The sequence below is a fragment of the Xanthomonas arboricola pv. juglandis genome (genome assembly GCF_905367715.1).
Lineage (GTDB): Bacteria > Pseudomonadota > Gammaproteobacteria > Xanthomonadales > Xanthomonadaceae > Xanthomonas > Xanthomonas arboricola.
Genome location: NZ_HG999362.1, coordinates 4,903,877 through 4,924,484, shown reverse-complemented (window position 1 = coordinate 4,924,484; position 20,608 = coordinate 4,903,877). Strand labels below are relative to the sequence as shown.

General features: G+C 66.3%; 19 protein-coding genes and 3 pseudogenes. 8 read left to right on the top strand and 14 right to left on the bottom strand.

Annotated features, from left to right (window positions below; all coding sequences use genetic code 11):
* Positions 1-7: 7 nt before the first annotated feature.
* Positions 8-844 carry a restriction endonuclease gene (locus KHN93_RS21200; RefSeq protein WP_104594072.1) on the bottom strand — a complete coding sequence of 279 codons (837 nt, stop codon included), beginning with the start codon at positions 842-844 and terminating at the stop codon, positions 8-10.
* A 361-nt stretch (positions 845-1,205) separates the two neighbouring features.
* Between KHN93_RS21200 and KHN93_RS21195 the strand changes: the two genes are divergently transcribed.
* The 3 genes and pseudogenes from KHN93_RS21195 to KHN93_RS21185 all read left to right on the top strand — a co-directional run bounded on the left by KHN93_RS21195 (position 1,206) and on the right by KHN93_RS21185 (position 3,393).
* Positions 1,206-2,102, top strand: coding sequence for an RluA family pseudouridine synthase (locus tag KHN93_RS21195; RefSeq protein ID WP_211921368.1), 897 nt, complete (start codon positions 1,206-1,208; stop codon positions 2,100-2,102).
* A gap of 118 nt (positions 2,103-2,220) precedes the next feature.
* A complete protein-coding gene (locus KHN93_RS21190) occupies positions 2,221-2,538 on the top strand; it encodes a hypothetical protein (RefSeq protein WP_180969400.1) in 318 nt (105 codons plus the stop codon).
* A gap of 128 nt (positions 2,539-2,666) precedes the next feature.
* Positions 2,667-3,393 (top strand): annotated as a pseudogene (locus KHN93_RS21185) (DUF2306 domain-containing protein).
* On the opposite strand, the gene KHN93_RS21180 reads toward KHN93_RS21185, so the two are convergent.
* A complete protein-coding gene (locus tag KHN93_RS21180; protein WP_024939627.1) occupies positions 3,390-3,845 on the bottom strand; it encodes a hypothetical protein in 456 nt (151 codons plus the stop codon). The pseudogene KHN93_RS21185 and the gene KHN93_RS21180 overlap by 4 nt on opposite strands.
* Before the next feature lie 303 nt (positions 3,846-4,148).
* Here KHN93_RS21180 and KHN93_RS21175 point away from each other — a divergent pair, with 303 nt between their 5' ends.
* The gene (locus tag KHN93_RS21175) at positions 4,149-4,550 is read left to right on the top strand and encodes an antitoxin Xre/MbcA/ParS toxin-binding domain-containing protein (RefSeq protein ID WP_026064237.1); all 402 of its coding nucleotides are present in this window, start codon (positions 4,149-4,151) and stop codon (positions 4,548-4,550) included.
* An 80-nt stretch (positions 4,551-4,630) separates the two neighbouring features.
* On the opposite strand, the gene KHN93_RS21170 is transcribed toward KHN93_RS21175, so the two are convergent.
* From KHN93_RS21170 to KHN93_RS21640, 3 genes are all read right to left on the bottom strand, one after another.
* Positions 4,631-6,247, bottom strand: a complete 1,617-nt coding sequence (locus KHN93_RS21170; RefSeq protein ID WP_211921364.1) for an alpha/beta hydrolase — start codon at positions 6,245-6,247, stop codon at positions 4,631-4,633.
* A 629-nt stretch (positions 6,248-6,876) separates the two neighbouring features.
* Positions 6,877-7,809 carry an XVIPCD domain-containing protein gene (locus KHN93_RS21745; protein WP_043087610.1) on the bottom strand — a complete coding sequence of 311 codons (933 nt, stop codon included), beginning with the start codon at positions 7,807-7,809 and terminating at the stop codon, positions 6,877-6,879.
* A gap of 16 nt (positions 7,810-7,825) precedes the next feature.
* Entirely contained in the window at positions 7,826-8,740 is a 915-nt protein-coding gene (locus KHN93_RS21640; protein WP_244812165.1) for a DUF6393 family protein, read from the bottom strand.
* Positions 8,741-8,876: 136 nt separating this feature from the next.
* Between KHN93_RS21640 and KHN93_RS21150 the strand changes: the two genes are divergently transcribed.
* Entirely contained in the window at positions 8,877-9,437 is a 561-nt protein-coding gene (locus KHN93_RS21150; protein WP_211921360.1) for a hypothetical protein, read from the top strand.
* A gap of 93 nt (positions 9,438-9,530) precedes the next feature.
* Here the strand turns inward: KHN93_RS21150 and KHN93_RS21835 are convergent.
* The 3 genes and pseudogenes from KHN93_RS21835 to KHN93_RS21140 all read right to left on the bottom strand — a co-directional run.
* Positions 9,531-9,581, bottom strand: a pseudogene (locus KHN93_RS21835) (FitA-like ribbon-helix-helix domain-containing protein); the annotation flags it as partial.
* A 133-nt stretch (positions 9,582-9,714) separates the two neighbouring features.
* A complete protein-coding gene (locus KHN93_RS21145) occupies positions 9,715-10,827 on the bottom strand; it encodes a type II toxin-antitoxin system RelE/ParE family toxin (RefSeq protein WP_211921358.1) in 1,113 nt (370 codons plus the stop codon).
* Positions 10,814-11,020 carry a hypothetical protein gene (locus KHN93_RS21140; RefSeq protein ID WP_024939633.1) on the bottom strand — a complete coding sequence of 69 codons (207 nt, stop codon included), beginning with the start codon at positions 11,018-11,020 and terminating at the stop codon, positions 10,814-10,816. The genes KHN93_RS21145 and KHN93_RS21140 overlap by 14 nt, the downstream gene beginning before the upstream one ends.
* Positions 11,021-11,289: 269 nt before the next feature.
* Here KHN93_RS21140 and KHN93_RS21135 point away from each other — a divergent pair, with 269 nt between their 5' ends.
* On the top strand, positions 11,290-11,805 hold the full coding sequence (locus tag KHN93_RS21135) for a CcdC protein domain-containing protein (RefSeq protein ID WP_211921356.1): 516 nt from the start codon (positions 11,290-11,292) through the stop codon (positions 11,803-11,805).
* Between the two features lie 40 nt (positions 11,806-11,845).
* On the opposite strand, the gene KHN93_RS21130 is transcribed toward KHN93_RS21135, so the two are convergent.
* Both KHN93_RS21130 and KHN93_RS21125 read right to left on the bottom strand, forming a co-directional pair.
* On the bottom strand, positions 11,846-13,111 hold the full coding sequence (locus KHN93_RS21130) for a phospholipase D-like domain-containing protein (protein WP_211921354.1): 1,266 nt from the start codon (positions 13,109-13,111) through the stop codon (positions 11,846-11,848).
* Between the two features lie 178 nt (positions 13,112-13,289).
* Positions 13,290-13,838 (bottom strand): RNA 2'-phosphotransferase, encoded by a 549-nt coding sequence (locus KHN93_RS21125; protein WP_211921352.1) that lies wholly within the window; start codon positions 13,836-13,838, stop codon positions 13,290-13,292.
* 71 nt (positions 13,839-13,909) lie between these two features.
* Between KHN93_RS21125 and KHN93_RS21120 the strand changes: the two are divergent.
* Positions 13,910-14,026: pseudogene (locus tag KHN93_RS21120) on the top strand (LysR family transcriptional regulator); the annotation flags it as partial.
* Between the two features lie 205 nt (positions 14,027-14,231).
* Entirely contained in the window at positions 14,232-15,593 is a 1,362-nt protein-coding gene (locus tag KHN93_RS21115) for an MFS transporter (RefSeq protein ID WP_039518256.1), read from the top strand.
* A 223-nt stretch (positions 15,594-15,816) separates the two neighbouring features.
* On the opposite strand, the gene KHN93_RS21110 is transcribed toward KHN93_RS21115, so the two are convergent.
* From KHN93_RS21110 to KHN93_RS21095, 4 genes are read right to left on the bottom strand one after another with little or no spacing between them, the layout of a single operon-like run.
* Positions 15,817-18,018 carry an FUSC family protein gene (locus KHN93_RS21110; protein ID WP_211921350.1) on the bottom strand — a complete coding sequence of 734 codons (2,202 nt, stop codon included), beginning with the start codon at positions 18,016-18,018 and terminating at the stop codon, positions 15,817-15,819.
* Positions 18,015-19,475, bottom strand: coding sequence for an efflux transporter outer membrane subunit (locus tag KHN93_RS21105; RefSeq protein ID WP_047129766.1), 1,461 nt, complete (start codon positions 19,473-19,475; stop codon positions 18,015-18,017). Before KHN93_RS21105 ends, KHN93_RS21110 begins: the two co-directional genes overlap by 4 nt.
* Positions 19,472-20,392 (bottom strand): efflux RND transporter periplasmic adaptor subunit, encoded by a 921-nt coding sequence (locus tag KHN93_RS21100; protein ID WP_164741626.1) that lies wholly within the window; start codon positions 20,390-20,392, stop codon positions 19,472-19,474. The genes KHN93_RS21105 and KHN93_RS21100 overlap by 4 nt, the downstream gene beginning before the upstream one ends.
* Positions 20,389-20,607 (bottom strand): DUF1656 domain-containing protein, encoded by a 219-nt coding sequence (locus tag KHN93_RS21095; RefSeq protein WP_211921348.1) that lies wholly within the window; start codon positions 20,605-20,607, stop codon positions 20,389-20,391. Before KHN93_RS21095 ends, KHN93_RS21100 begins: the two co-directional genes overlap by 4 nt.
* Between the last annotated feature and the right edge of the window lies 1 nt (position 20,608).

Below are 20,608 nucleotides of genomic sequence, written 5' to 3'. Positions count from 1 at the left end.
GGTCCATTTACACAGTCTTCCTGCACGCGGGGAATTGGCTGCAGCCTAGGAACTCTTGGCCAGTGCCCCAATTCCTTCTTCGCACAAGCACACTGCCGCATCGCGGACAGCTTGGAGAGGTGATGTTTGCAGAAGCATTAGACTCAGCCGAAGCAAATACAGGCTCGACACGCGCTGCTGGTTGCATCGGTTGGGTAGGCGGCTGTCGTTGAGCCGCTTGAATCATGTCCAGCAGCTGTTCGCCGCCGATCAGTTCAATAGGCTTGCCTCGGGCGAAATGCTCTGCGTCATTTGTGTAGGTGCCGATGCAGACGATCTTTACCGAGTGAGCCCGGTGATGAGCCAGCAGGCCGAACATCTCTCGCACGACGCTGACTCCGACCTGCTGGCGCTTCCATTGCTTGCATTGCACCAGTGTGCGGCGGCCGTCCTTGCGCAGGATCAGGTCGATGCCGCCGTCGGCGCCGCCCAGGCCGGTTTCTTCGACGCTGTAGCCCTGGCGGCGAAACGCTTCGCCCACCAATTGTTCGAACTGGCGCCAGCCGCCGGCGGCCAGGCTCTCCAGGCTTGTGCGTGTTTCCAAAAAGCGCCGCCGGCTGCGTGTGCCCAGGTAGGAGAACAGCGCGGCAAGCCAGCAGACGCCGAGCAGCGTCCACGCCAATGGCGCGAACATTCCACTCGATTGCTGGGCGAAGCCCTGCGACGGCATTCCGCTCTGGTGAGAGAACCACCAGGCGATGCCGTAGCGCACCACCAGATACGCAGCGATTCCCATCACGAAGCCAACCGGCCACGGCAATGCGGCTAGCGCTTCGAATCCACCCTGTTTCTTTCTGCGTCCCATGCCAGAACCCCCGTTCCCGGTTTGAACATAGCCGTTGAAACGGGTTTTGTCAGCAGACTAGGCGCGCCGTTGCGATCGATGCCTCGTCAACACTCGGCACGACGCGTGCGCAGGCAAACAGGTGTGTTCTTTACGCTAAAGCTTGAGTTCGCTTGCGCGTTGTTTAGCGCAACCGCATGCCAATCAACGCGATGAAGCGTGCTGCGGTAGTGGTCGCTGTGTGCGCTTTCCAGTAATGCATGCAATGCGCAGCGCTCGAAAGTATCTTTCCGGATTGGAGAGCCGATACATCCTGCGGAGAGAATTGACGCGACAAGGTACGATTCCAGCCCATCTGCTTGAGTGCGCTTCTGCTGTCGCCATGTCTGCTCCTCGCCCGACCCTCGATGGCACTCCTGCCAGCCAGTTCCAGCTCCCGTCCGGCCCGTGGCACACGGTGTGGGAGGCGCTGTGTGCGTGCTTTCCGGTTGTTGGTGCTGACACGTGGCGTGATCGCTTCGCGCGTGGGCGCGTACTGGATGCGCAGCAGCGGGCATTGGATATCGCTGCGCCGTATCGGGTTGGTGCGGAGATCTATTACTTCCGCGAAGTCGCGGACGAGCCAATCATCACGGCAACGGAAACGGTGTTGCATGCCGACACGCATATTGTCGTGGCCTGCAAGCCGCATTTCCTGCCCGTGGTGCCAGCTGGTGCGTACGTGCACCAGACACTGCTGACGCGATTGGTGCACCGCTTCGATAATCCCGCGTTGGTGCCGCTGCACCGTATCGATCGCGACACTGCGGGATTGGTCTTGTTCTCGGCCAACCCGTCCACGCGCGGCATCTACCAGGCGCTGTTCCGTGAGCGGCGTATTCGTAAACACTACTTGGCAGTCGCACCGCCGCTGCCGGGGCTGACGTTTCCGTATGTGCATCGCAGCCGGCTGGAGCCGGGCGAGCCGTTCTTCCGCATGCGCGAGGGCGTGGGTGAGCCGAACAGCGAGACGGTGATCGATGTGGTCGCGCGCGGCGTAGACACGTGGACGTACCGGCTGGAACCGGTCACCGGTCGTAAGCACCAGTTGCGCGTGCATATGGCCGCGCTGGGCGCGCCGATCCTGCATGACCGCTTCTATCCAGAGCTGGAAGATCAGCGGCCCGATGATCCGGAGCGGCCACTGCAGTTGTTCGCGCACACGTTGGCATTCGATGACCCGATTACTGGTGAGCCTCGGCGCTTCACCGCGACGATCGAACCGACAAAATCGGCTTGAGACGCAAACCTGCGCTGCGCTAAAAAATCAGGCGAAATATCTGGTTTTCAGATATCCGAAAAAGCGCGCTACGGTGGCCTTGCGGACATCCCGTCCGCTCACGTCGAGGACAGACGGCATGAGCACTTCGAGAGCCCTTACGACCAATACTCGGCAGCGCGTGCGGCCAGCGGCCAAGATAGAAGCGCGCGCAGAGCCCTTCACCTTCGGCGTCACCCTGCAGCAGATCGACCAGTTCCATTCGCTGCTGCGCACGATCACTGCGCAGAGCGACATGGTGGCGGTGTGCAGTGGCAAGCCGCTGGATGCCACCAGTCTGTCGGTTCTGGGCGAGAGCATCTTCAATGCCGCCCGCGCGATACGCGGCGTGGTCGACGAGATCTACGAGCAGCGGCTCGGTAGCGACGGTGTTGATCCGGTGTCGCACGCAATGTAGCGCCAGGCGTAAGTCTTCCCTCCGCGACGCGCCTACGATCTGCGCCAACGCTGCCGCTGCGTGTCCATGCTAGCTTGCCGCTGCCGAGAGCAGGCTGGCCGAAGGAGCGGGGCATGCGGGTCGATCCGATGCGCGAAGGTGTCGAGGTAGCGGGTAGCAGGCCGTTTGCCCGTGTGGCGTGGGCGTTGTTGTGGCTTGCGCTGGCCGCGTTCGCGGCCGAGTTCGTGCGCCACGTGTACCTGAAGTACGCCGCGCTGGAGTCGCCGGCATACGCCATGTTCCTGACCCGGCGCGGCTGGCTGTGGTGCCACCTGGGTGGCGGTGCCGTCGGCATCGCCCTGGGCACGTTGCAGTTCGCCACGCAAGGCTGGCGCCGCCAGGCATGGGTACACCGCTGGGTCGGGCGTGCCTATGTCGCCGGGATGCTGGCGGCAATGCTTGGCGCCGCCGGGTTGATCGCCACCTCGCCGGCGCCGATGGCGATCCGCGTGGCCTTCGCAGCGACGGAAGCGGCGTGGCTGGTGGTGGCCTCCGCAGGTATGGCGGCGATCTTTCGCGGGCAGGTGGACCGGCACCAGCGCTGGATGGTGCGGGCGTATCTGGTGACCCTGGCGCCGGTGATATTCCGCTTCGCGCTCTATGCGGCAGTGGGGGCCGGCATTGCGCCCTCGCCGGACACGATCGCGGCGCTGCTATGGGCCAGTTGGGCGGTGCCGTTGCTGATCCACAAGGTGGGGAGCGCCATCGCCAACGCCGCGCACCGGCACATGCGTCTGTCCGCAGCCGCGGCGGGTGCCGGCGTCGGCATGGACGCCGGCTGAAACGGCCCCGGTGCGAGGCGCAGGCGTGGTTTAGCGCACCTTGTACAACACCGCCGCGCCAGGCTTGGGCTCGAACATCGGCACGGTCTGCTGCTTGAGCGCGGTGCCCTTTGCGTCCCACACCAGCGTCTCGGCGGGGTATTCCTCGTTGCGGGTCATGGTGTCGATCTGCTTGACGATCACCGTCTTGCCGGCGGGCACTTCCGGGTTCCAGGCGAACACGCCCAGGCGGCCGTAGAACACCGCCGGCGCGGCGGCATCCAGGCGGCGGTCCGGGCACATGACCAGGCCGCGTTCCAGCATCACCCGTAGTGCGCCCACGGGCACGGCCTTGACGGTGGGCGCGGTGCGGTCGGTGCTGTGGCCGGGGCAGACATTGGCCGAGCGGGTGAGCATGTCCTCGACCACTTGGCGGTCGGACTGGGCCAGCGCCGGCAGCGCGGCGGTGGACAGGGCAAGCACGGCGAGGGCGGATTTCCAGGGCATCTGACAACTCCTCATGAGATGACACTCCAATACGGCAGCCCTGCAGGCGGGCTGCTGCCAGTGACGCGCCCGGATGCTAGCAATCCCCGCGTTAAGCGCTGCCAATGGTTGGCGCCGCTTCCAGACGGGGCGCGCAGGCGGGAATCGGCCACCGAAGCCACCGCCGGCCTGCCAACCGCGCAAGGGCCGGCAGGTGCGTAATGCAACGGCCGCTGACGCCCATCGCCGCTGTCAGGAGACTCCTGATTGAGCGGTGGCGGCGACGCGGATAGCGTGCGCGCTATCACACCGTTGGACTGCTTTATGGAACGCGCCGACCTCATTGCATCACTGCTCACCGGCATGCGGCGTGCCGAAGACTTCCGCGCGCAGGGGGCGGCCTACAACACCGCGCACAGCCAGCAGATGGCGGTCGACCACGGCAAGGCCGCCGACGCCGAGCTGGTGCTGTCGCTGTTCGCCTTCACCCCGGAGCACCTCAAGCTGCTGGGCAGCACCGGCATCGAGAACCTGGGCGAGATCGTCTGCCATGCCTGGGCCTTGAACGGCGGCAACAACGAGGCGCTGATTGGCTGGTTCCGCAAGCCCATGAACGCGCTGGACGGGCAGACGCCGGCCGCCCTGGTCCGCAGCGGCAGCCTGAAGGTGCTGCTGCTGGTACTCAGGCAGCAGCTGGAGTGGGAATTGCCCAAGCGCTCGGCCTGAGCAGCGGGGCCGGTGACGCTGCGCCCTGGCGTGCCGGTGGCCGGCACGCCGATCGGCAGTGCCGGCGGTGCGCCGGCGCGTTACTGTTTGGGTCGCGCCACGGCGTACATCTCCCAGGCAATCTTCTTCATCAAGGCGTTGCTGTCCTCGCCTTCCTTGTACAGGTCGAAGTGGGTGCGGCCTTCCAGATAGCGGAAGTCGCTTTTTGCGCCCAGGCCGTCCAGCACGGCCTGGAACTTGCGCGCCGCCCCATCCAGGTAGAACGTGTCGGCGGTGCCGACGATCAGGTGGATCTTGCCGTCCAGATCCGGCTTGAGCGTGGGCCACTGCGCGGCCACGCGCGCGGCGATGTCGTAGTGCGTGCGCCAGTAGGTCACCACGGCCGGGTCCACCTTGCCGGTGTCGCGGTCGAACATCGGCACCGGGCGGCCGTCGGGCCCGCGCGGCGAGAACACCCAGTCGAACGAGGTCATCTGGCCGCCATACGGGCCTAACACGCGTTCGAGCTTGGCGAAGGTTTCCAGGTCGGCCACCACCTTGCCCTGGTCGCGGATCAACGGGAACTGGCTGCCGTCCGGGCGCCGGTAGACGTTGGCATTGGGCGCGTACAGATCCGGCCCGGTGAAGTCGTGGAAGTCGCTCGAATCGGGCGAGGTGGACCAGGTACCGCCGAACAGCTTGGGGTAGCGCGTCTGCAGCCACAGCGTGGCCCAGCCGCCGGACGAATGCCCGTTGAGGAACCGGCCCTTGGCGTTGCCGTCCATCTTGTACTGCCGCTCGAGCGCGGGGATCAGCTCCTCGGTCAGCGCGGTGCCCCAGGGGCCGTTGTTGACCGAGTCGGCGAACTCGTGGGTGCCGGTGGGCGTGGACTGGTCCAGGAACACCCAGATCATCGGCGGCATCTGCTTGGCCGCCATTGCGCTCCAGGTGGCGGCGATGCTGCCGGCAAAGCGGTTGTAGTTGCCGCCGAAGCCGTGGGTGACATACACGGTGGGATAGCGGGTGGCGGCCTTGGCGTCGTAGCCAGGCGGGGTGAGCACGCGGGCGCGCAGCGACACCGGCCGGCCCCAGAACGCGCTCAGCGACGGGCTGACCAGCGAGGCGTCCGCGCTATGCAGCCTGGCCTCCGGGATGGCGTCGCGGATTGCCTGCGGCGCCCGCGGCGACACCTGCCACGGGTCGTCCGACGCGGGCACCTGCTTGCTGAGCGTCAGCGTGGGCAACGGCTTGCCCTTGCCCTGCGTCACCGCGGTGACCTCGCTCAACAGGTCGCCGCCATCGCGGCCGGCATAGCTGTAACTGTGGTCCGGATCCAGCACGGCCTGGAACAGGTACTCGCCGGCCGGCAACGCGGAAAAACCGCTGGGGAAGGCGATGTTGTCCAGGTCGATCTCGACGCTGGCACCGGGGGCGAGCGCGGTCACCTCCTGCGCCGCCACCGCCACCGCGGTCGGGCGGAACGGGTTCACGCTCACCTCCTCCACCTTGCCGTCCTTGCCATCCTTGGCCGCGGCCTGGGCGTCCTTGGCCAGGGTGGCGAAGACCAGCAGGCGCCCGGACACGGGCTGGTCGCTCGCCCCGTCCAGCGTGACGCGCAGCAGGCGATGGGCCGCGGCCGGTGCGGCGGCGTGCGCGCAGCAGGCGCACAACAGGCCAACGGCCAGACCCAGGCGGGGGGCAAGACGATGCAGAGACATGCAGATCCTTGGGAACGCAGGTGGATGGGGCGGGCGCACACGGCCCTGTGCAGACTGTAGCCAGTTCCCGGCCGGCCGTGCGCCACCAACGCGAGGTCTGGTCACCGTATCCGATCTGCCCGCTCCAGCGCTCACATCATCAACCGGACGCGACACCGACTCCGCACGGCATCGCGAGCGGTAGCGTGAAGCTGGGCCAGCGCCAAGTAACCAAACGAAAGTCAGCGTCAGTTTCATCCCGGTAAACGCCTAATCGATAGCTAATCTAATGTCGGCTTCAGACTTCGCTTATACCTGTTGACTGCCGGAATAATCTAAAGCCCGCTTTAGATTCGATCACCGCCATGCGCATCCCAATCGACCGAGCATCCGACATCGACGCCTATATCCGCCCAGTCCGCAATGCGGAAGGCTTGCGGCAGGCGGCCAGGTCGCTGTGCAACTAGGCCGGATGTCCGAGCTGTTGCGGCAATTGGGCATCCAGGTCCGGCCAGACCTGCCGGACCCGGTAGATGAGCGATCCAAGTGATCAGCGCCGATGCGCCACGCAGCCTGGAACTGTGGCTGGGAGAGCGCCGCGGCGGCGAGCTGCGGGAGCAAGGCGATACGACTGCATTCCCAATTTCTGTTCACCGCATTCCAAGCGCACCATGACTTGGTTGGTCCACTGCGCGTGATGCCTCCTGCGTAGACGCTTGCATGGTCTGTTGATTGGCAACTTCGAGCTTCTGCAGGTTCTCGGCCAAGGGCTGCTTGACGGCTTCGGCTTTATCTACGTGCGTGCGTAATACATCCATGTCATTTCCTGGATTCTTGTACGTCGCGAAAATATTGCCGTTTGTGTGATTCGGAATAACGTCCTGGATCTCGGGCAGCGGCGGGCGATTGAGTTTGGCCTGGACCGCCAGGGCACCGGCAATGCGTTCCTTGTCTTGTTGATTGGTGTAGACGCCTGCATCCGGGCCGAGCTTATCGAGCCCCGCCAAGGCTTGCTTGAACAATGGGTCATCGCGTAGCCGCGCTTCCTGATGCGGATCGAGGGGTGCTCCGCCTGCGCTGAAGGTACGTCCTGAGTTACCTAATCCTGGCACCGAGGGCTGGATCGATTCGTCGAGCTGTCGTCCCGATGCAGGCGCCCAGTGGCCGAAAACGCCATCGTTCTTTGGTTCCGGAAGGCGTACATCCCGCAGAACGCTATCGGCCAGTGTGTTGGAGTTTTGCAACTGGGGATCGTAGGGATACTTGTCATCCTTGCTCTTGGCATTGGCGACCATGCGTGCCCAGGTTCCCGACAAGTCCGCACCGTGTGTGATCTCTTCGCGATATTGCTTTTGTCCAACCGCATTCGGATTGTCGCGATGATCGGGGTTGGCCCGGTTGTAGGGCAGATTAGTCTCAACGTGCATCCGGCCATACGGCAATCCAGGTTGCTCATCGCCGGTCCAGCCGCTGATGGTGTGCTGGTTGCCCTCTTTATCGGTGTAGAGAAGGAATTTGTGATGGTACTCCTTGCCCAGTGCAGACCCGATGTTGCGATATCCAACTTCAATCTTCTCGTCCATGATGGTCTCCGTTGGCTTACTGATTCTTGATGTGGACGGCGTCGACGTGTGTCACCTTGCCGTCGGCATCCAAAGAAAAAGTCATCACAACGGAACGTGCATCTGGATCAAGCATTGCCTGCCCCTTATTGTCCCTGACGACCACCTTGCCTGGGGTGTCTTCAACAATCTTTGACGTTGGAGACTTGCTAAACGTCTCCAGCACCACCAACTTTGTTGTTCCCAGAGGAACGTACTTGGCAACGATGCTACTAACGTCGACCTGTTCGAATCGAACGGGCTTTTTTGATGCATAAATCTCTTCAAGCATTGGGCTGGCTCCTGATTTCATGGTGTCTTCCTGTGTCGAAGCGGTACGTGCAGTATCTGCATTGGCGCAGGATGAAAGCGGGAGCACCGCAAGCCCGGTAAGTGCAAGCGTTGCGGCCCACCCGTTTAGCACGATGCGTGGCATGGCGATCTCCTGATACAACCAATCACTTGAATAGAATGTCCGCGCGGTCCTGAGCCTTCCCAGGCAAGCTGGTACATCAACACTCCTTCCGTGCAGACGATGCCAGCGTACTACAAGCCTCCCATGGTTGATGAATAGCTGAGTTCGATCGTCAGGGCTGCCCAGGCGATCCATTTTGTGCCACATCCAAATGTATGCATTGAGATATTCCTGCAATCCACGCCTCTTCAAGTAGGCGACTACACTTCTACTGGCGTTACTGGAAGTTACAAGTCCTAAGCGCTTCAAATAGCCGCTTTGCCTCGACTGATGCTTGACGTGAGCCGTGGACAGCGCCGTATTCGCTTCCGAATTCCAAACTGCATCACGCAACGACGTTGTTGAGACGATTTGCCGGGTTTGCGAGGCCTTGGTCTTCAACGATGAACCCACCAGCGGCGTGGCCAGCTGGGTGGCGTAGGTGTGGTGCTGCCGCACAGACGCATGTCGTCATCGTACGCAATCGATCATCTGCCGCTTGGCGTTATGCACAGGTGCCGTTGCGAATGTCCATTCAAGGCGCAAGCGGCAGCCGCTGCCGACACCTTGCATCACACACCAGGGAACGATCGAAATGAAACGTAAAACCAGCTATCGCGGTGCGCTTGCGGCCTGCGGCCTCTCACTCGTCGTGGCCGCGTTGTGCATGGACGCTGCCGTTGCCGCACCGGTGACCGGGGCGGACACGGTCACGCTGAGCTATGTCTTTGCCACGCTGCAGACGGGCCAGCAGGATCAGAAGCCCGAAGACATCGCGGCCTGTCGCAAGCAGGTTTCCGCCCCGGGTTCCAAGTACCTGGGCTCGGCGGTCACCACCAAGTACTCCATCGACGTGCAGTCCAAGATGATGTCTGCGTCCTCGTCGCTGCCATCGCCTGGGGGCACGCAGCCGATGACGGTGACGATACCGCTGGCGCCGTTGGGCTTGTCCGGGGAGTATGCCTTCGGTGCGTTTCGGCCGAGCGCGCTGCCCAACACCTATGTGCTGTTCTCGGTCGGGCTGGATTTCAAGGGGCCGCAGTCGTCCGTGCTGGTTCTCAACAGCAACAAGACCTACAACTGCCTGGTGACCAGCAATCCGGCGCCGTTCAAGGGAGCACTGGGTACCAAACTGGGCAAAGACCAGGGCCGCTGATGCCTGCAACCGCCGGGTAATCGGTGAACGCGCCGAAGGCAGCTTCGGCTCGTTCGCCTCGGTGCTGCGGCCGTGCAGTGCAGCCCTCGCGCGGATCGCACCATGCACGTCGTCGGGGATATTGCGGACGGTGAAAGAAGGCATGTCGCCCTCGCGCAGGAATCAGGTTGCTTGCACTTCAGGAAAGTGCAAGCACTCAAACAACGTCACCCGGTATCGAAGCAGTCATCCCCGCACCAGCAATAAGTGAAACCCGGGGCCAACCTGGCCCTGCCACTCACCGATACGGCCCGGGCCCGCGCCATACCGGCTCGCCTTGCTTGTAGACCTCCATCATGTTGATGACCTCGCGGGCATCGCCGATGTCTTTGAGCTCCGGCGAGTCCGGCGGCAACAGGCGGCATTTGCTGGAGCCGCGCTTGAGCGCGACTTCCAGCGGGCAGACCATGCGGTACTGGGTGCCGGGCAGGATGATGGCCACTTCCTTCATGCCCTGGTCGCGCCAGTTGCGCAGCTGGGTTTCGCTGCGCACTTCGTAATAGACCTGGTAGCCGCCCACATCCATGCTGGGTTGGGCGTTGTTGCGGTCGCGGCGGCGGCCTTCGCTGATGGTGGGCGTGTTGGACATGCCGTCTTCGGCGGCATCGGCTTCTTCTTCGAGCATGCCGGGTGGGCGGCCGGTCCAGGTTTCGGGGCGACGCTGCGGCGGCGACGAGGGTTCTGCCGGCGGTTGCGGCGGGGTGGGGCGCTGCACCGGTTGCGTCTGGCGCTGCTCGACCAGGCCGCCACGGCGGGTATTGCCTGCCGGCGGGATCGGGTTCTTGGCGGTCTTGACCAGGGTGGACTGCACCGGCGAGGCGGCCGGCGGTGGCTGCACGGGTGCGGGCGTTTGCGATGGCGGAGTCGGGGTCGGCGAGGGCGTGGGTTGTTCGGGCGTGGCGGTGTCGCCGACAAAATCCACCTTGGTGCGGCCGCCGCTGGCCGAGCCCTGCGGCGGGGTCATGGTGGGCGTGGAGGCCGACAGCAGGATCAGCAGCATCAGCACGTGCAGCAGGGCGCTGATCAGCGCGGCGATCCAGGGCTCGATGCGTTCGATCAGCGGCTCGGTGCGCGGCAGCCAGTCCTGCGTCTGCAGGCGGACTTGCAGCAGCTGCAGCGCGTCGTCGCGCACGCGGTAGACCAGCACATAGGGCGTTTGCTTGACCACCCATTCGCGGGTGCCGGCGACGCGGCCGGCGCGGCCGCGACCGGGTTGCTCGGCCAGGGTGCGGGTGGCTTCCAGCACCTGCCGCGCCATCGCGGCGGCGGCGGTCGGGTTGAGCGCGTGGTAGTGATCCTGGGCGTGTGCGAGTTGCCTGGCGGCCGGGACGGTCCAGTCACGCCGCAACATCAACGCCCCATCTGGCGAACAGTGCGCTCACCTGTGCCGGCGCGGCAAAGGCGCCCTGATCCGCTGCGGCCATGCCGTCCAGCACGGCGGCCTCGAAGCTGGCGGTGTCCACGACGCGAACCACGTCGTCCCATCCTGCCGTCTCGGGCAGCGTGTCGATCAGCGTGCGGGCTTCTTGCTTGATGGCGGACATGGCACTGCGGTGGGGGAACTCTGCCGGCAAGTCTACCCGTGCGGCTCCGCTTCGCGTGTGGCAATGGCTGGCGCGCGGCTGGGCGTTCACCGGCGGTGGCAGGCAGGCCGGTCCTGCGCGAAGGTCGGTTGTCTGTCGCGATTGCCGCGCACGGCGGTGGCCGCCCGGGCAACCCGCCTGTGCGCGCAGAAAGTGACACTTGGCACCTTGTTCGCTGCGGGGGCCGGTTTCATTCTGCGTCGGTCACCTCACCCCGCAAAGGAATCGCCATGCCCGCTGCTGCCATCGCACCGCTGACCCCGTATCTGTCGATGGCGGCCATCGCCTTGCTCTACTACCGGCGCATCCGGCGCAGCTTCGGCCGCCAGCCGTGGAAGCCGGTGAGCACGGCGGTGCGTGCGGTGGTGCTGGTCATTGCGGCGGCAGCGCTGGCGTTTGCGGTGTATGGCCTGCCGCAGGTTCGGCCAGGGATCGCCGCCGGAACGCTGGTCGGCATCGGGCTGGGCGCGCTGTCGCTGCGCTACACGCATGCCGAATGGGTGGAGGGGCGCGGCTGGTATACGCCCAATCCGTGGATCGGCGGCGGCCTGACGCTGGTACTGCTCGGGCGCCTGGCCTGGCGCTGGGCCGATGGCGCCTTCAGCGCGGGCGCGGCGGCGGCCGGCTCGCAGGCCAGCCCGTTGACGCTGGGCATTGCCGCAGCGCTGGTGCTGTACTCGCTGGTGCACGTTGGCGGGCTGTGGTGGCGGCTGCGCCAGCTGCGGCTGCAGGCCGTGCAGCGCTGAGCGCGGGTGCGCTCACTGCCGAGTGGGGGAAGGCCGTTGCCTACACCTGCGAGCGGAACGGGACCACCAGCTTCTCGCCCAGCTTCTGCCGCAGCGGCCGCGTGCGCCAGCGCTCCAGCGTGTACAGCTCGGCCCGTTGCAGGTCGCGCTCGAACACCTCGGTCATCTGCGCGGCCAGGTCACGGTCGTAGACGTTCAGGCTGGCCTCGTCGTTGAGGCGGAACGAGCGGATGTCGAAGTTGGTCGAGCCCACCGAGACCAGCAGGCCGTCGATGATCAGCAGCTTGGTGTGCAGCATGGTGGGCAGGAATTCGTGGATGGCGATGCCGGCCTGCAGCAGCGGCTCCCAGCTGGCCTTGGAGGCCAGCCGCACCGAGACCGCATCGATATGCTTGCCCGGCAGCAGCACGCGGATGCGCACGCCGCGCGCACGCGCTTCCAGCAGCGAGCGGGTGATCAGCGCATCCGGCACGAAGTAGGCGGCGGCCAGGTCGATGGAGCTGCGCGCCGCGGCAATGGCGATCAGATACATCAGGTGCATGCTCTCGCTGCCGCCGGCGGGCGAGGCCACGAACAGCTGCGCGTCGCTGTCGCCGGCCGGTGCCAGCTCGGGGTAGTACTCGGCGCCGTTGAGCACGCGGCCGGTTGTCTTGATCCAGTTGTCGTTGAAGGCGGCCTGCACCTGCGCCACCACCGGGCCTTCGATGCGGTAATGCGAGTCGCGCCAGTGCTCCGGGTCCTGCGCATCGCCCATCCACTGGTCGGCCACGCCAACGCCGCCGGTGAAGCCGATGCGGCCATCGATCACCAGCAGCTTGCGATGGGTGCGGTTATTGACGCGGTGCAGGTTGTACCAGGTCAGCGGGCGGTAGCGATGCACCTCCACCCCGGCGTCGGTCATGTCCTGCACCAGCGAGGCATCCATCTTCAGGCTGCCGCCCCAGTCGATGGTGACGCGCACCTTGACCCCGGCACGCGCGCGCTCGGACAGCGCCTGGCTGAACTCGCGGCCGATCTCGCCCGACCAGTAGATATAGGTTTCGAAGGTGATGGTGCGCTGCGCGCTGCGGATGGCGGCCAGCATCGCCGGAAAGATCTCGCTGCCGTTGTGCAGCACCTGGATCTTGTTGCCGGGCAGGATCGCCGGACCCAGCAACACCGACATCTCGCGTTTGAACTGCGGGTCGGCGACGTCGTAGCAATGGCTGGGGATGTGCTCGAGCTTTTTCTCGGGCGTGGCGAAGTTGAGCAGCAGCAGCCCCACCACCAGCGTGGTGACGACCGTGGCCGCGATGATCCATGTCATGCATCCAACTCCGGTTCCCCTGCCATCGACAGCCCCAAGCGGCCGGCATTCTGGCAAGGCGGGCGGCATGGGGGCCGTGAAGGGGGATGCGTCCGGCGTCTGCGCGTGTCCATGCCGGCCCAGGTGCTAGCCGGCACCGCGCGCCGATACCGGTGGCAGGCCTGCGGCGTGCCTCAGCTCAGCGCGGGCGGGTCAGGAATGCTGCCGGAACCTGCGCGGTGAGCCAGACGCCGTTGTCGGCCTGGAAGAACGGCAGGCCGTCGCGATGCATGCGCCCGGCGTCGACCTGCAACACCACCGGCTCGCCGTAGCGCTGCCCCACCGATGCGGCGGTCTGCGTGTTGTCGGACAGATGCACATGGTGACGCTGGCCGGGGCGCAAGCCCTCGGCCATGATCGCTTCGAGAAAGCGCGTGGCGGTGCCGTGATACAGCACCTCGGGCGGCACCCTGGCTTCGAGCTGCAGGGCCACGGTTGGCGTGGAATGCCCCTGCACCGCGCGGATCCGCTGCCCATCGGCAGACAGCGCAAAGCGTTTCTTGTCGCTGCCGGCGACCACCGCCTGGATCAGCTCCAGATCGAGCGCGGTGCCGTGGGCCAGGGCGCCGGCAATCAACGCGTCCAGCTCGGCCCAGCCCTCCGAGTCGAGCGTGAGTCCGATTGCCTGCGGTTCGTGGCGCAGCACGAAACTGAGGAACTTGCTGATGTCGTTATGGTGCTTGCTCATGCGGCGGCGCCCGAAGCGTCCTTGCGGCCAGTGATGCCGGCAATTTTGACGCATCCAGGTGGCCAACGCGCGTGCGCGAGCCGTGGTGCCCGGCGGTGCCGGGACTGGTGCTGTAGGACCCGGGGCATCGACAGATTCCCCCCGGGCTGCGTGCATTCATCGAGACGCTCAGGCAGGTGCTGCCGTAGCGAGTGCCGGGCGTCACTGGCAGAAACCAGCAGTTGAGCTGTTGCCCACGGCCGCAAGCGACACACCGACGACCGTCGGAAGCGGACTGAAGCGTGCGCCGCTGCCGGCCGTTGCCGGGCCTGTATATGCGCCGAAATGCTTACATGCGTCACACAAGCACGCACCTATACTTCCGGGGTGTCCCACCCACAAGGTTCTGACTGCATGAGCGCACCCCCAACGTCTCCGATCGCCGCCGGTTCTGGCGCAGCCCCCGGTAGCCTTCGCCGTTCGGTGTCCAACACGCTCAAGGGATCGGCCGGCAATCTGGTCGAGTGGTACGACGTCTACGTCTACTCGGTGTTTGCCACCTACTTCGAATCGCAGTTCTTCTCCAAGGAAGACAAGAACGCCACCATGTTCGTGTGGGCGATCTTTGCGATGACCTTTTTGATGCGCCCGATCGGTGCGTGGTACTTCGGCCGCTTCGCCGACCGCTACGGCCGCCGGCTGGCGTTGACCATCTCGGTGTCGATGATGGCGCTGTGCTCGTTCGTCATCGCGGTGACGCCGACGGTAGCCACGATCGGCATCGCCGCGCCGATCATCCTGTTGCTGGCGCGCCTGCTGCAGGGCTTTGCCACCGGCGGCGAGTACGGCACCAGCGCCACCTACATGTCCGAGGCGGCGATTCCCGGCCGGCGCGGGTTCCTGTCCTCGTTCCATTACGTCACGCTGGTGGGCGGGCACGTGCTGGCGCAGACCACCTTGCTGGTGATGCTGCATTTCTTCGATGCGCCGCAGGTGTCCGAGTGGGGCTGGCGCGTGGCGTTCGGCCTGGGCGGCGTCGGTGCATTGGTGGTGTTCTGGCTGCGGCAGACCATGGACGAGTCGCTGAGCTCCGAATCCATCGCCGATTCGCGCACCGGCAAGGCCAAGGCGTCGGGCTCGATGCGCGAGCTGTTCGTCAACCAGTGGCGCCCGCTGCTGCTGTGCTTCCTGATCACCGCCGGCGGCACGATCGCGTTCTACACCTATTCGGTGACCGGGCCGAAGATGATCCAGACCGCGTTCGCCGGTGGCGACGTGATGGCCGGCACCATCATCAACCTGGTCGCGCTGACGCTGCTGATGCTGATGCAGCCGGTTGGCGGCTGGTTGTCGGACATCGTCGGGCGCAAGAGCCTGCTGGTGTTCTTCGGCATCGGCGGGGTGCTCTACACCTGGTTCCTGGTGATGGAGCTGCCCAAGCAGACCGACTGGCTGACCGCGTTCGCGATCCTCACCGTGGGCTTTGTGATCCTGACCGGCTACACCTCGATCAATGCGGTGGTGAAGGCGGAACTGTTCCCCACCCATGTGCGCGCGCTGGGCGTGGGCCTGGGCTATGCGCTGGCGAACTCCGCCTTTGGCGGCACCGCGCCGCTGCTGTACCAGGCCTCGTTGAAGACCGGCCACGTCAGCGAGTTCGTGATCTACGCCACGGCGGTGATCGCGGTGTCGTTGGTGGTCTACATGTTCTTCCTGACCAACAAGGGCAGCAACTGGCTGGACGACGAAGCGGCGATGCATCAGCGCAAGCGCTGATGCTCTGCCCTTCTCCCGTCGGGAGAAGGGCCCCGAAGGGGCGCCTCCGGTGACTGGCACGCCGACTGTGGTGAGCGCGTCGCCACGCGCCGCAAGGTGAAGCATCGATCCTGCGGTCGTGGATTGGTACACGCACCCTCACCCCAACCCGCACCGCGCCCCGGCCCGCTCCAGCAGCGCGGGCGCTCCAGAGCACGCGCGCCAGTGGCGCGCAGGCAGCGCCTTATCGCCCCGCAGGGAGATGGGCTAAGGGCGACTCAGTATCGGCGTTTGCCTGGGTATGCAGCGCCGTCTGCGCAAACACGCTGTAACGCAAGCCGATCAACCCCAGCAGCGCCTCATCGCGATGCGTCCCCGCCGGCACCTTGCCGACGCGCGCCAGCGAGGCATCCAGCCGCGCACGCAGCGCATGCGGCGCAGGCAGCGGGCGCTTGTGCGCGATCTGTTGCCGGTAGTGCGCGGCAACATCGGCCAGGATCGCGTTCACCGCCTCAACGCTCGGCTGCGGCAAACCATGCCGCGCGCTGCGCAGTTGCAGGATGTTCAAGCCCACGCGCACTTCGTTGAGCATATCCACCGAGGCCAGCTCGCTGCCTTCCGGCGTCAATGCCAGCCGGGGTGCGAGCAGGCCGAGCAGGTCCAGCATGCGGGCAGCAAAGTGCTGCCGGTCCTGCGCGCCGTGGCCCTCGGCGGCATCGGCCAGCGTGCGCCAGCCCTGGCGCACCAGCCGGCGTGCGCTCCATTCGGCGCCCACCGAGCGGAACAAGCGCGTCAGCACCACGGCAAATCCAATCCCCAGCACCATCGCCACCGCCGCGTTGACGAAGCTCTGGATATTGGCGTTGTAGGTGTTCTGCAGGCTCAGCAGCGCGGTGAGGTTCACCACCAGCGGCAGCGCGATCAGCATGGTCTTGGGGCGATGCAGCAACGCGCCGATCGGCAGGAACACCGCCGCCAGCACCAACACCAGCATCGGGAAATCGTGGATGGCCGGGAAGATGCCGAACAGATAGATGCCGGCGACCACGCTGGCCACCACCGCCCAGGTCAGGAACGACAGCATGCTCGGCGCCGGGTCGTCCTGCGCGGCGAAGAATGCGGCAGTCACCGCCGCCATCATCGCGCCGTTGCCGCCGCCTTCCCAGCCGATGCCGATCCACAGCACGCAGTACGCCATCAACGCAAAGCCCGCGCTGAGGGCGGAAAACGCGGCCATGCCGAAATCAATATGGCGGGTGGTGCTGGCAGCTGCCGGCGCGTCGGTTGTGTCGCGCGGTGACCAGGTCAGCCGCTGCAGCAACGAGGATTGCGTGCGCGAACGCACAGCAGGTTCGCTGTGTTCAGTGTCAGCCCGTTCGGATGATTCCGCCGTTGCAGCTTGTCTCGCCGCAGCCGGCATCGCGCGCAGCACCGGCGTCGCCGTGCCGTGCACCACTGCCTGCTGCAGCGCGCGGCAGTCCTGCCACAGGTCGAGCAGCTCTTCCAGCCGCAGCAGCAGGCTGGCCAGCAGCAGATGCTCGATGTCCTGATCCACCACCGGGCGCAGTGCGGCGATGCGTGCGCGCAAGGCGCCGACGTCCGCATCGCTGCGTGCGTCCTCGCTCTGGTCCACCCAGGCTGCGACGTCCTCCAGCAGCGCGGCGGTGGCGAGCGGCAACGCAGACCCATCGCGCTGCAAGGCATCCAGCCGATCGGCCATCGACGACAGCACCGGCAGCAACATCAGCATGCGTGCGCGCAGTTGTTCCAGCGTGGGTACCGCACCGGCATGACGTGGGTCGTCGTGGCGCACGAAGGCGATCAAGGCCTCGAACTGCACCAGATCGGCGGCCAGCCGATTGCGCGGTGCCTGCGACGGGCCGCGCTGCAGCACCTGCCGGCACCATTGCGCGGCGTCCTGCATCCAGTTGCCGATACGCGCGGTGAGCATCGGCTTGACCGAGGCGGGGAAGACCAGCGCGGCGAACAGCACCGCCATCACCGTGCCCAGGATGATCTCCTCGCTGCGTGCCACCACGGTGTCGAAGATGCCCTCCGGCGCGGTCACTGCCGGGAAGCCGATGAAGGCGGTGGTGTAGCCGGCCAGCAAGAACGCATAACCGCGCGGGCCGCGATTGAGCAGCGCCAGGAACAGGCAGGCCGACAGCCACAACGCCATCGCCGCACTGAGCAGCAGCGGCGTTTCCACCAGGTTCGGCAGCATCACCAGGGTGGCCGCGCCGGCCAGCAAGGTGCCGAGCACGCGGTACACGCCCTTGGCGCGGGTAGGGCCGAGCAGCGGCTGGGAGACGATGTAGACCGTGGCCATCGCCCAGTACGGCCGCGACAGGTTGCCGGCCAGCCCCACGTACAACGCCGCGATCGAGGCGGCGAAGGTCTTGGCCGAAAACAGCCAGGCCTGGCGATCGCGCAGCAGCGCACTCATCGCGCGGCAGTCGGGTCGGTGCGGCCGGCGGCCGCTTCCCAGCCGCCGCCCAGCGCCAGGAACAGCTGCAGTTGATCCTGCGAGACCTGCGCCTGCGCATTGGCCAGCGTCATGTCGGCGGTGGCCAGCGTGCGCTCGGCATCCAGGCTGGACAGATACGGCGTGCGCCCGCCCTGGTACAAGCGCCGGTTCTGCGCCGACGCCAGGTCGGCCTGTTGCTGCGCCTGTTCCAGCAGATGCAGGCGGTCCAGATCCTGCGCGTAACGCGACAAGGCGGTCTGCACCTCGCGCAGCGCCTGCAGCACGGTGTTGTCGAACTGCGCCAGCGCCGCGTCCGCGCCGGCTTCGGTGGCGCGCACGCGCGCACGCGCACCGCCGGATGGCAGCGTCCACGAGATCAGCGGGCCGAACGACCAGGCATGCGTGGCCGGCTCGCCGAAGTCGGCCAGCAGGCCGGTGGCACCGATCGAGCCGCCCAGACGGATATCCGGATACAGCTCGGCGGTGGCCACGCCGATGCGCGCGGTGGCTGCCGCCAGCCGGCGTTCGGCCTGGCGCACATCCGGGCGACGCGCCAGCAGCGCGCGGCCGTCGCCGATCGGAATCGGGCGCTGCAGGGCCGGCGCGTGCGCACAGCTATCCACGCCGGCCGGCACCTCGCCGGGGGTCTTGCCGAGCAGCGCGGCCAGTTGGTAACCGGCGGCCTGGCGGCGCGCGCGCAGCGGCGGCAGCGCCGCTTCCAGCATTGCCACCTGCGCGGTGGCGCGGGCCAGATCGGGCGGGGTGCCGCGGCCGGCAGCGATCAGGCGCTGGGTGATGTCGCGGCTGCGCTGCTGCAACTGCAGCGAATGCTCGGCCACGTGCAGCTCGTGGTTGGCGTGGCAGATCTCCACGTAACTGCCGGCCACCTGCGCGGCCACGTTGACGCGCGCCAGGTCGATCGCGGCCTGGGCGACCTGCGTGTCGGCCTGCGCGGCCTCGGCACCGCGTTGCAGCTTGCCGAACAGATCGAACTGATACGACACCCCGAACTTGCCGTCGGCCAGGTTGAACACCGGCAGCTTTTCCTGCTGCAGGAAGGCCTCGGCCGAGACCTGCGCGCGGCTGACGCCGGCCTCTACCTCGTAATCGAAACCGCCCGCGTCCAGCGCCTGTTCGTACACCGCGGCGGCGCGGCGCAGGTTGGCACCGGCCACCTTCAGCTCGACGTTGTCGCGCAAGGCCTGTTCGATCAGCCCATCCAGCATCGGGTCCTGGTACAGCGCCCACCAGCGTGCCGGCAGCGGCGCGCCGGCCTGCACCTGGTCGTTGCCGGTATCGCCAAACGCGGCATTGGCGGCCGGGCGCTGGTAGGCCGACTCCGCCGGCACCGCGTAGTTCGGGCCGACCGTGGTGCAGGCGCTCAATGCGGCCAGCAGTGTGGCCAGTCCCAGGGGACGCAATACGGTGCGGTTCATGGCGCGGCCTTGGCCGGCACGCGGGCAGGCGCGGTGGTGGCGTCGCGCGCGGCGTCCGGCAGGATGGTCACGGTGGCGGTGCGCCCGGCGATCAGCTGCACATGCGCCGGCACCCGATCCAGCACGATGCGCACCGGGATGCGCTGCGCCAGCCGCACCCAGTCGAACGCCGGCGTGACGTTGGGCAAGGCGCCGGCGCTGCCGCTGCGGTAACGGTCCTCGATACCGGCGGCGATGCTCTGCACATGCCCGTGCAAGGTGGCCGGCTCGCCCATCAGGTGCACGTCCACGCGCTGGCCGGCATGCACGCCCTGCAGGCGGGTCTCTTCGAAATAGCCATCGACGCGGAACGAGCCGGTATCCAGCACCGCCACCACCGGGCGCCCGGCGCTGACGTAATCGCCCACGCGCACGGTGCGGTCGCTGACATGGCCGTCGGCCGGGCTGCGCACCTGCGTGCGGTCCAGGTTGAGCTGGGCCAGGTCCACCGCCGATTGCGCGGTGGCCACCGCCGCCTGCGCCTTCTGCACATTGGAGCGGCGTACCTCGGCATCTTCGGCGGCCACCAGGTCCTGCAGGCTGCGGTCGCGCGCGATCTCGCGGCGCAACTGGCTCAAGGTGGCCTGGCGCTCGGCCAGCGCGGCGCGCGCCTGTTCCAGCGCGATCGCATAGCGTGCGCGGTCCACCACGAACAGCAACTGCCCGCGCCGCACCGCCTGGTTGTCGGCCACCGCCACTTCCTCCACCAGCCCGGACACATCCGGCGCCACCTGCACCACATCGGCGCCCACGTGCGCATCGCGCGTCCACGGCGCTTCCATGTAATAACGCCACAGGTGCTGCAGCACCACGGCTGCCACCACCACCATTGCCAGGGTCAACAGCGCCGGCCCCGCGTTCTTGATCAGCTTTTTCACGATTGCATCCAACGGGCAAGGGAAAACAGGCCGCCCAGCAGCGCGATGTACAGCGCCAAGTTGAACAGCGCCGGGTGCCAGATATGCCGGTACGCACCGGCCCGGGTCAGCAGCGCGCCGATGGCGCTGTTGAGCAGGTAGGCCAGCGTCATCAACGCCAGCAAGGTGGGAACGAACACACCGTAGAGACTGAACTCGCCGTACATCGGGCACATC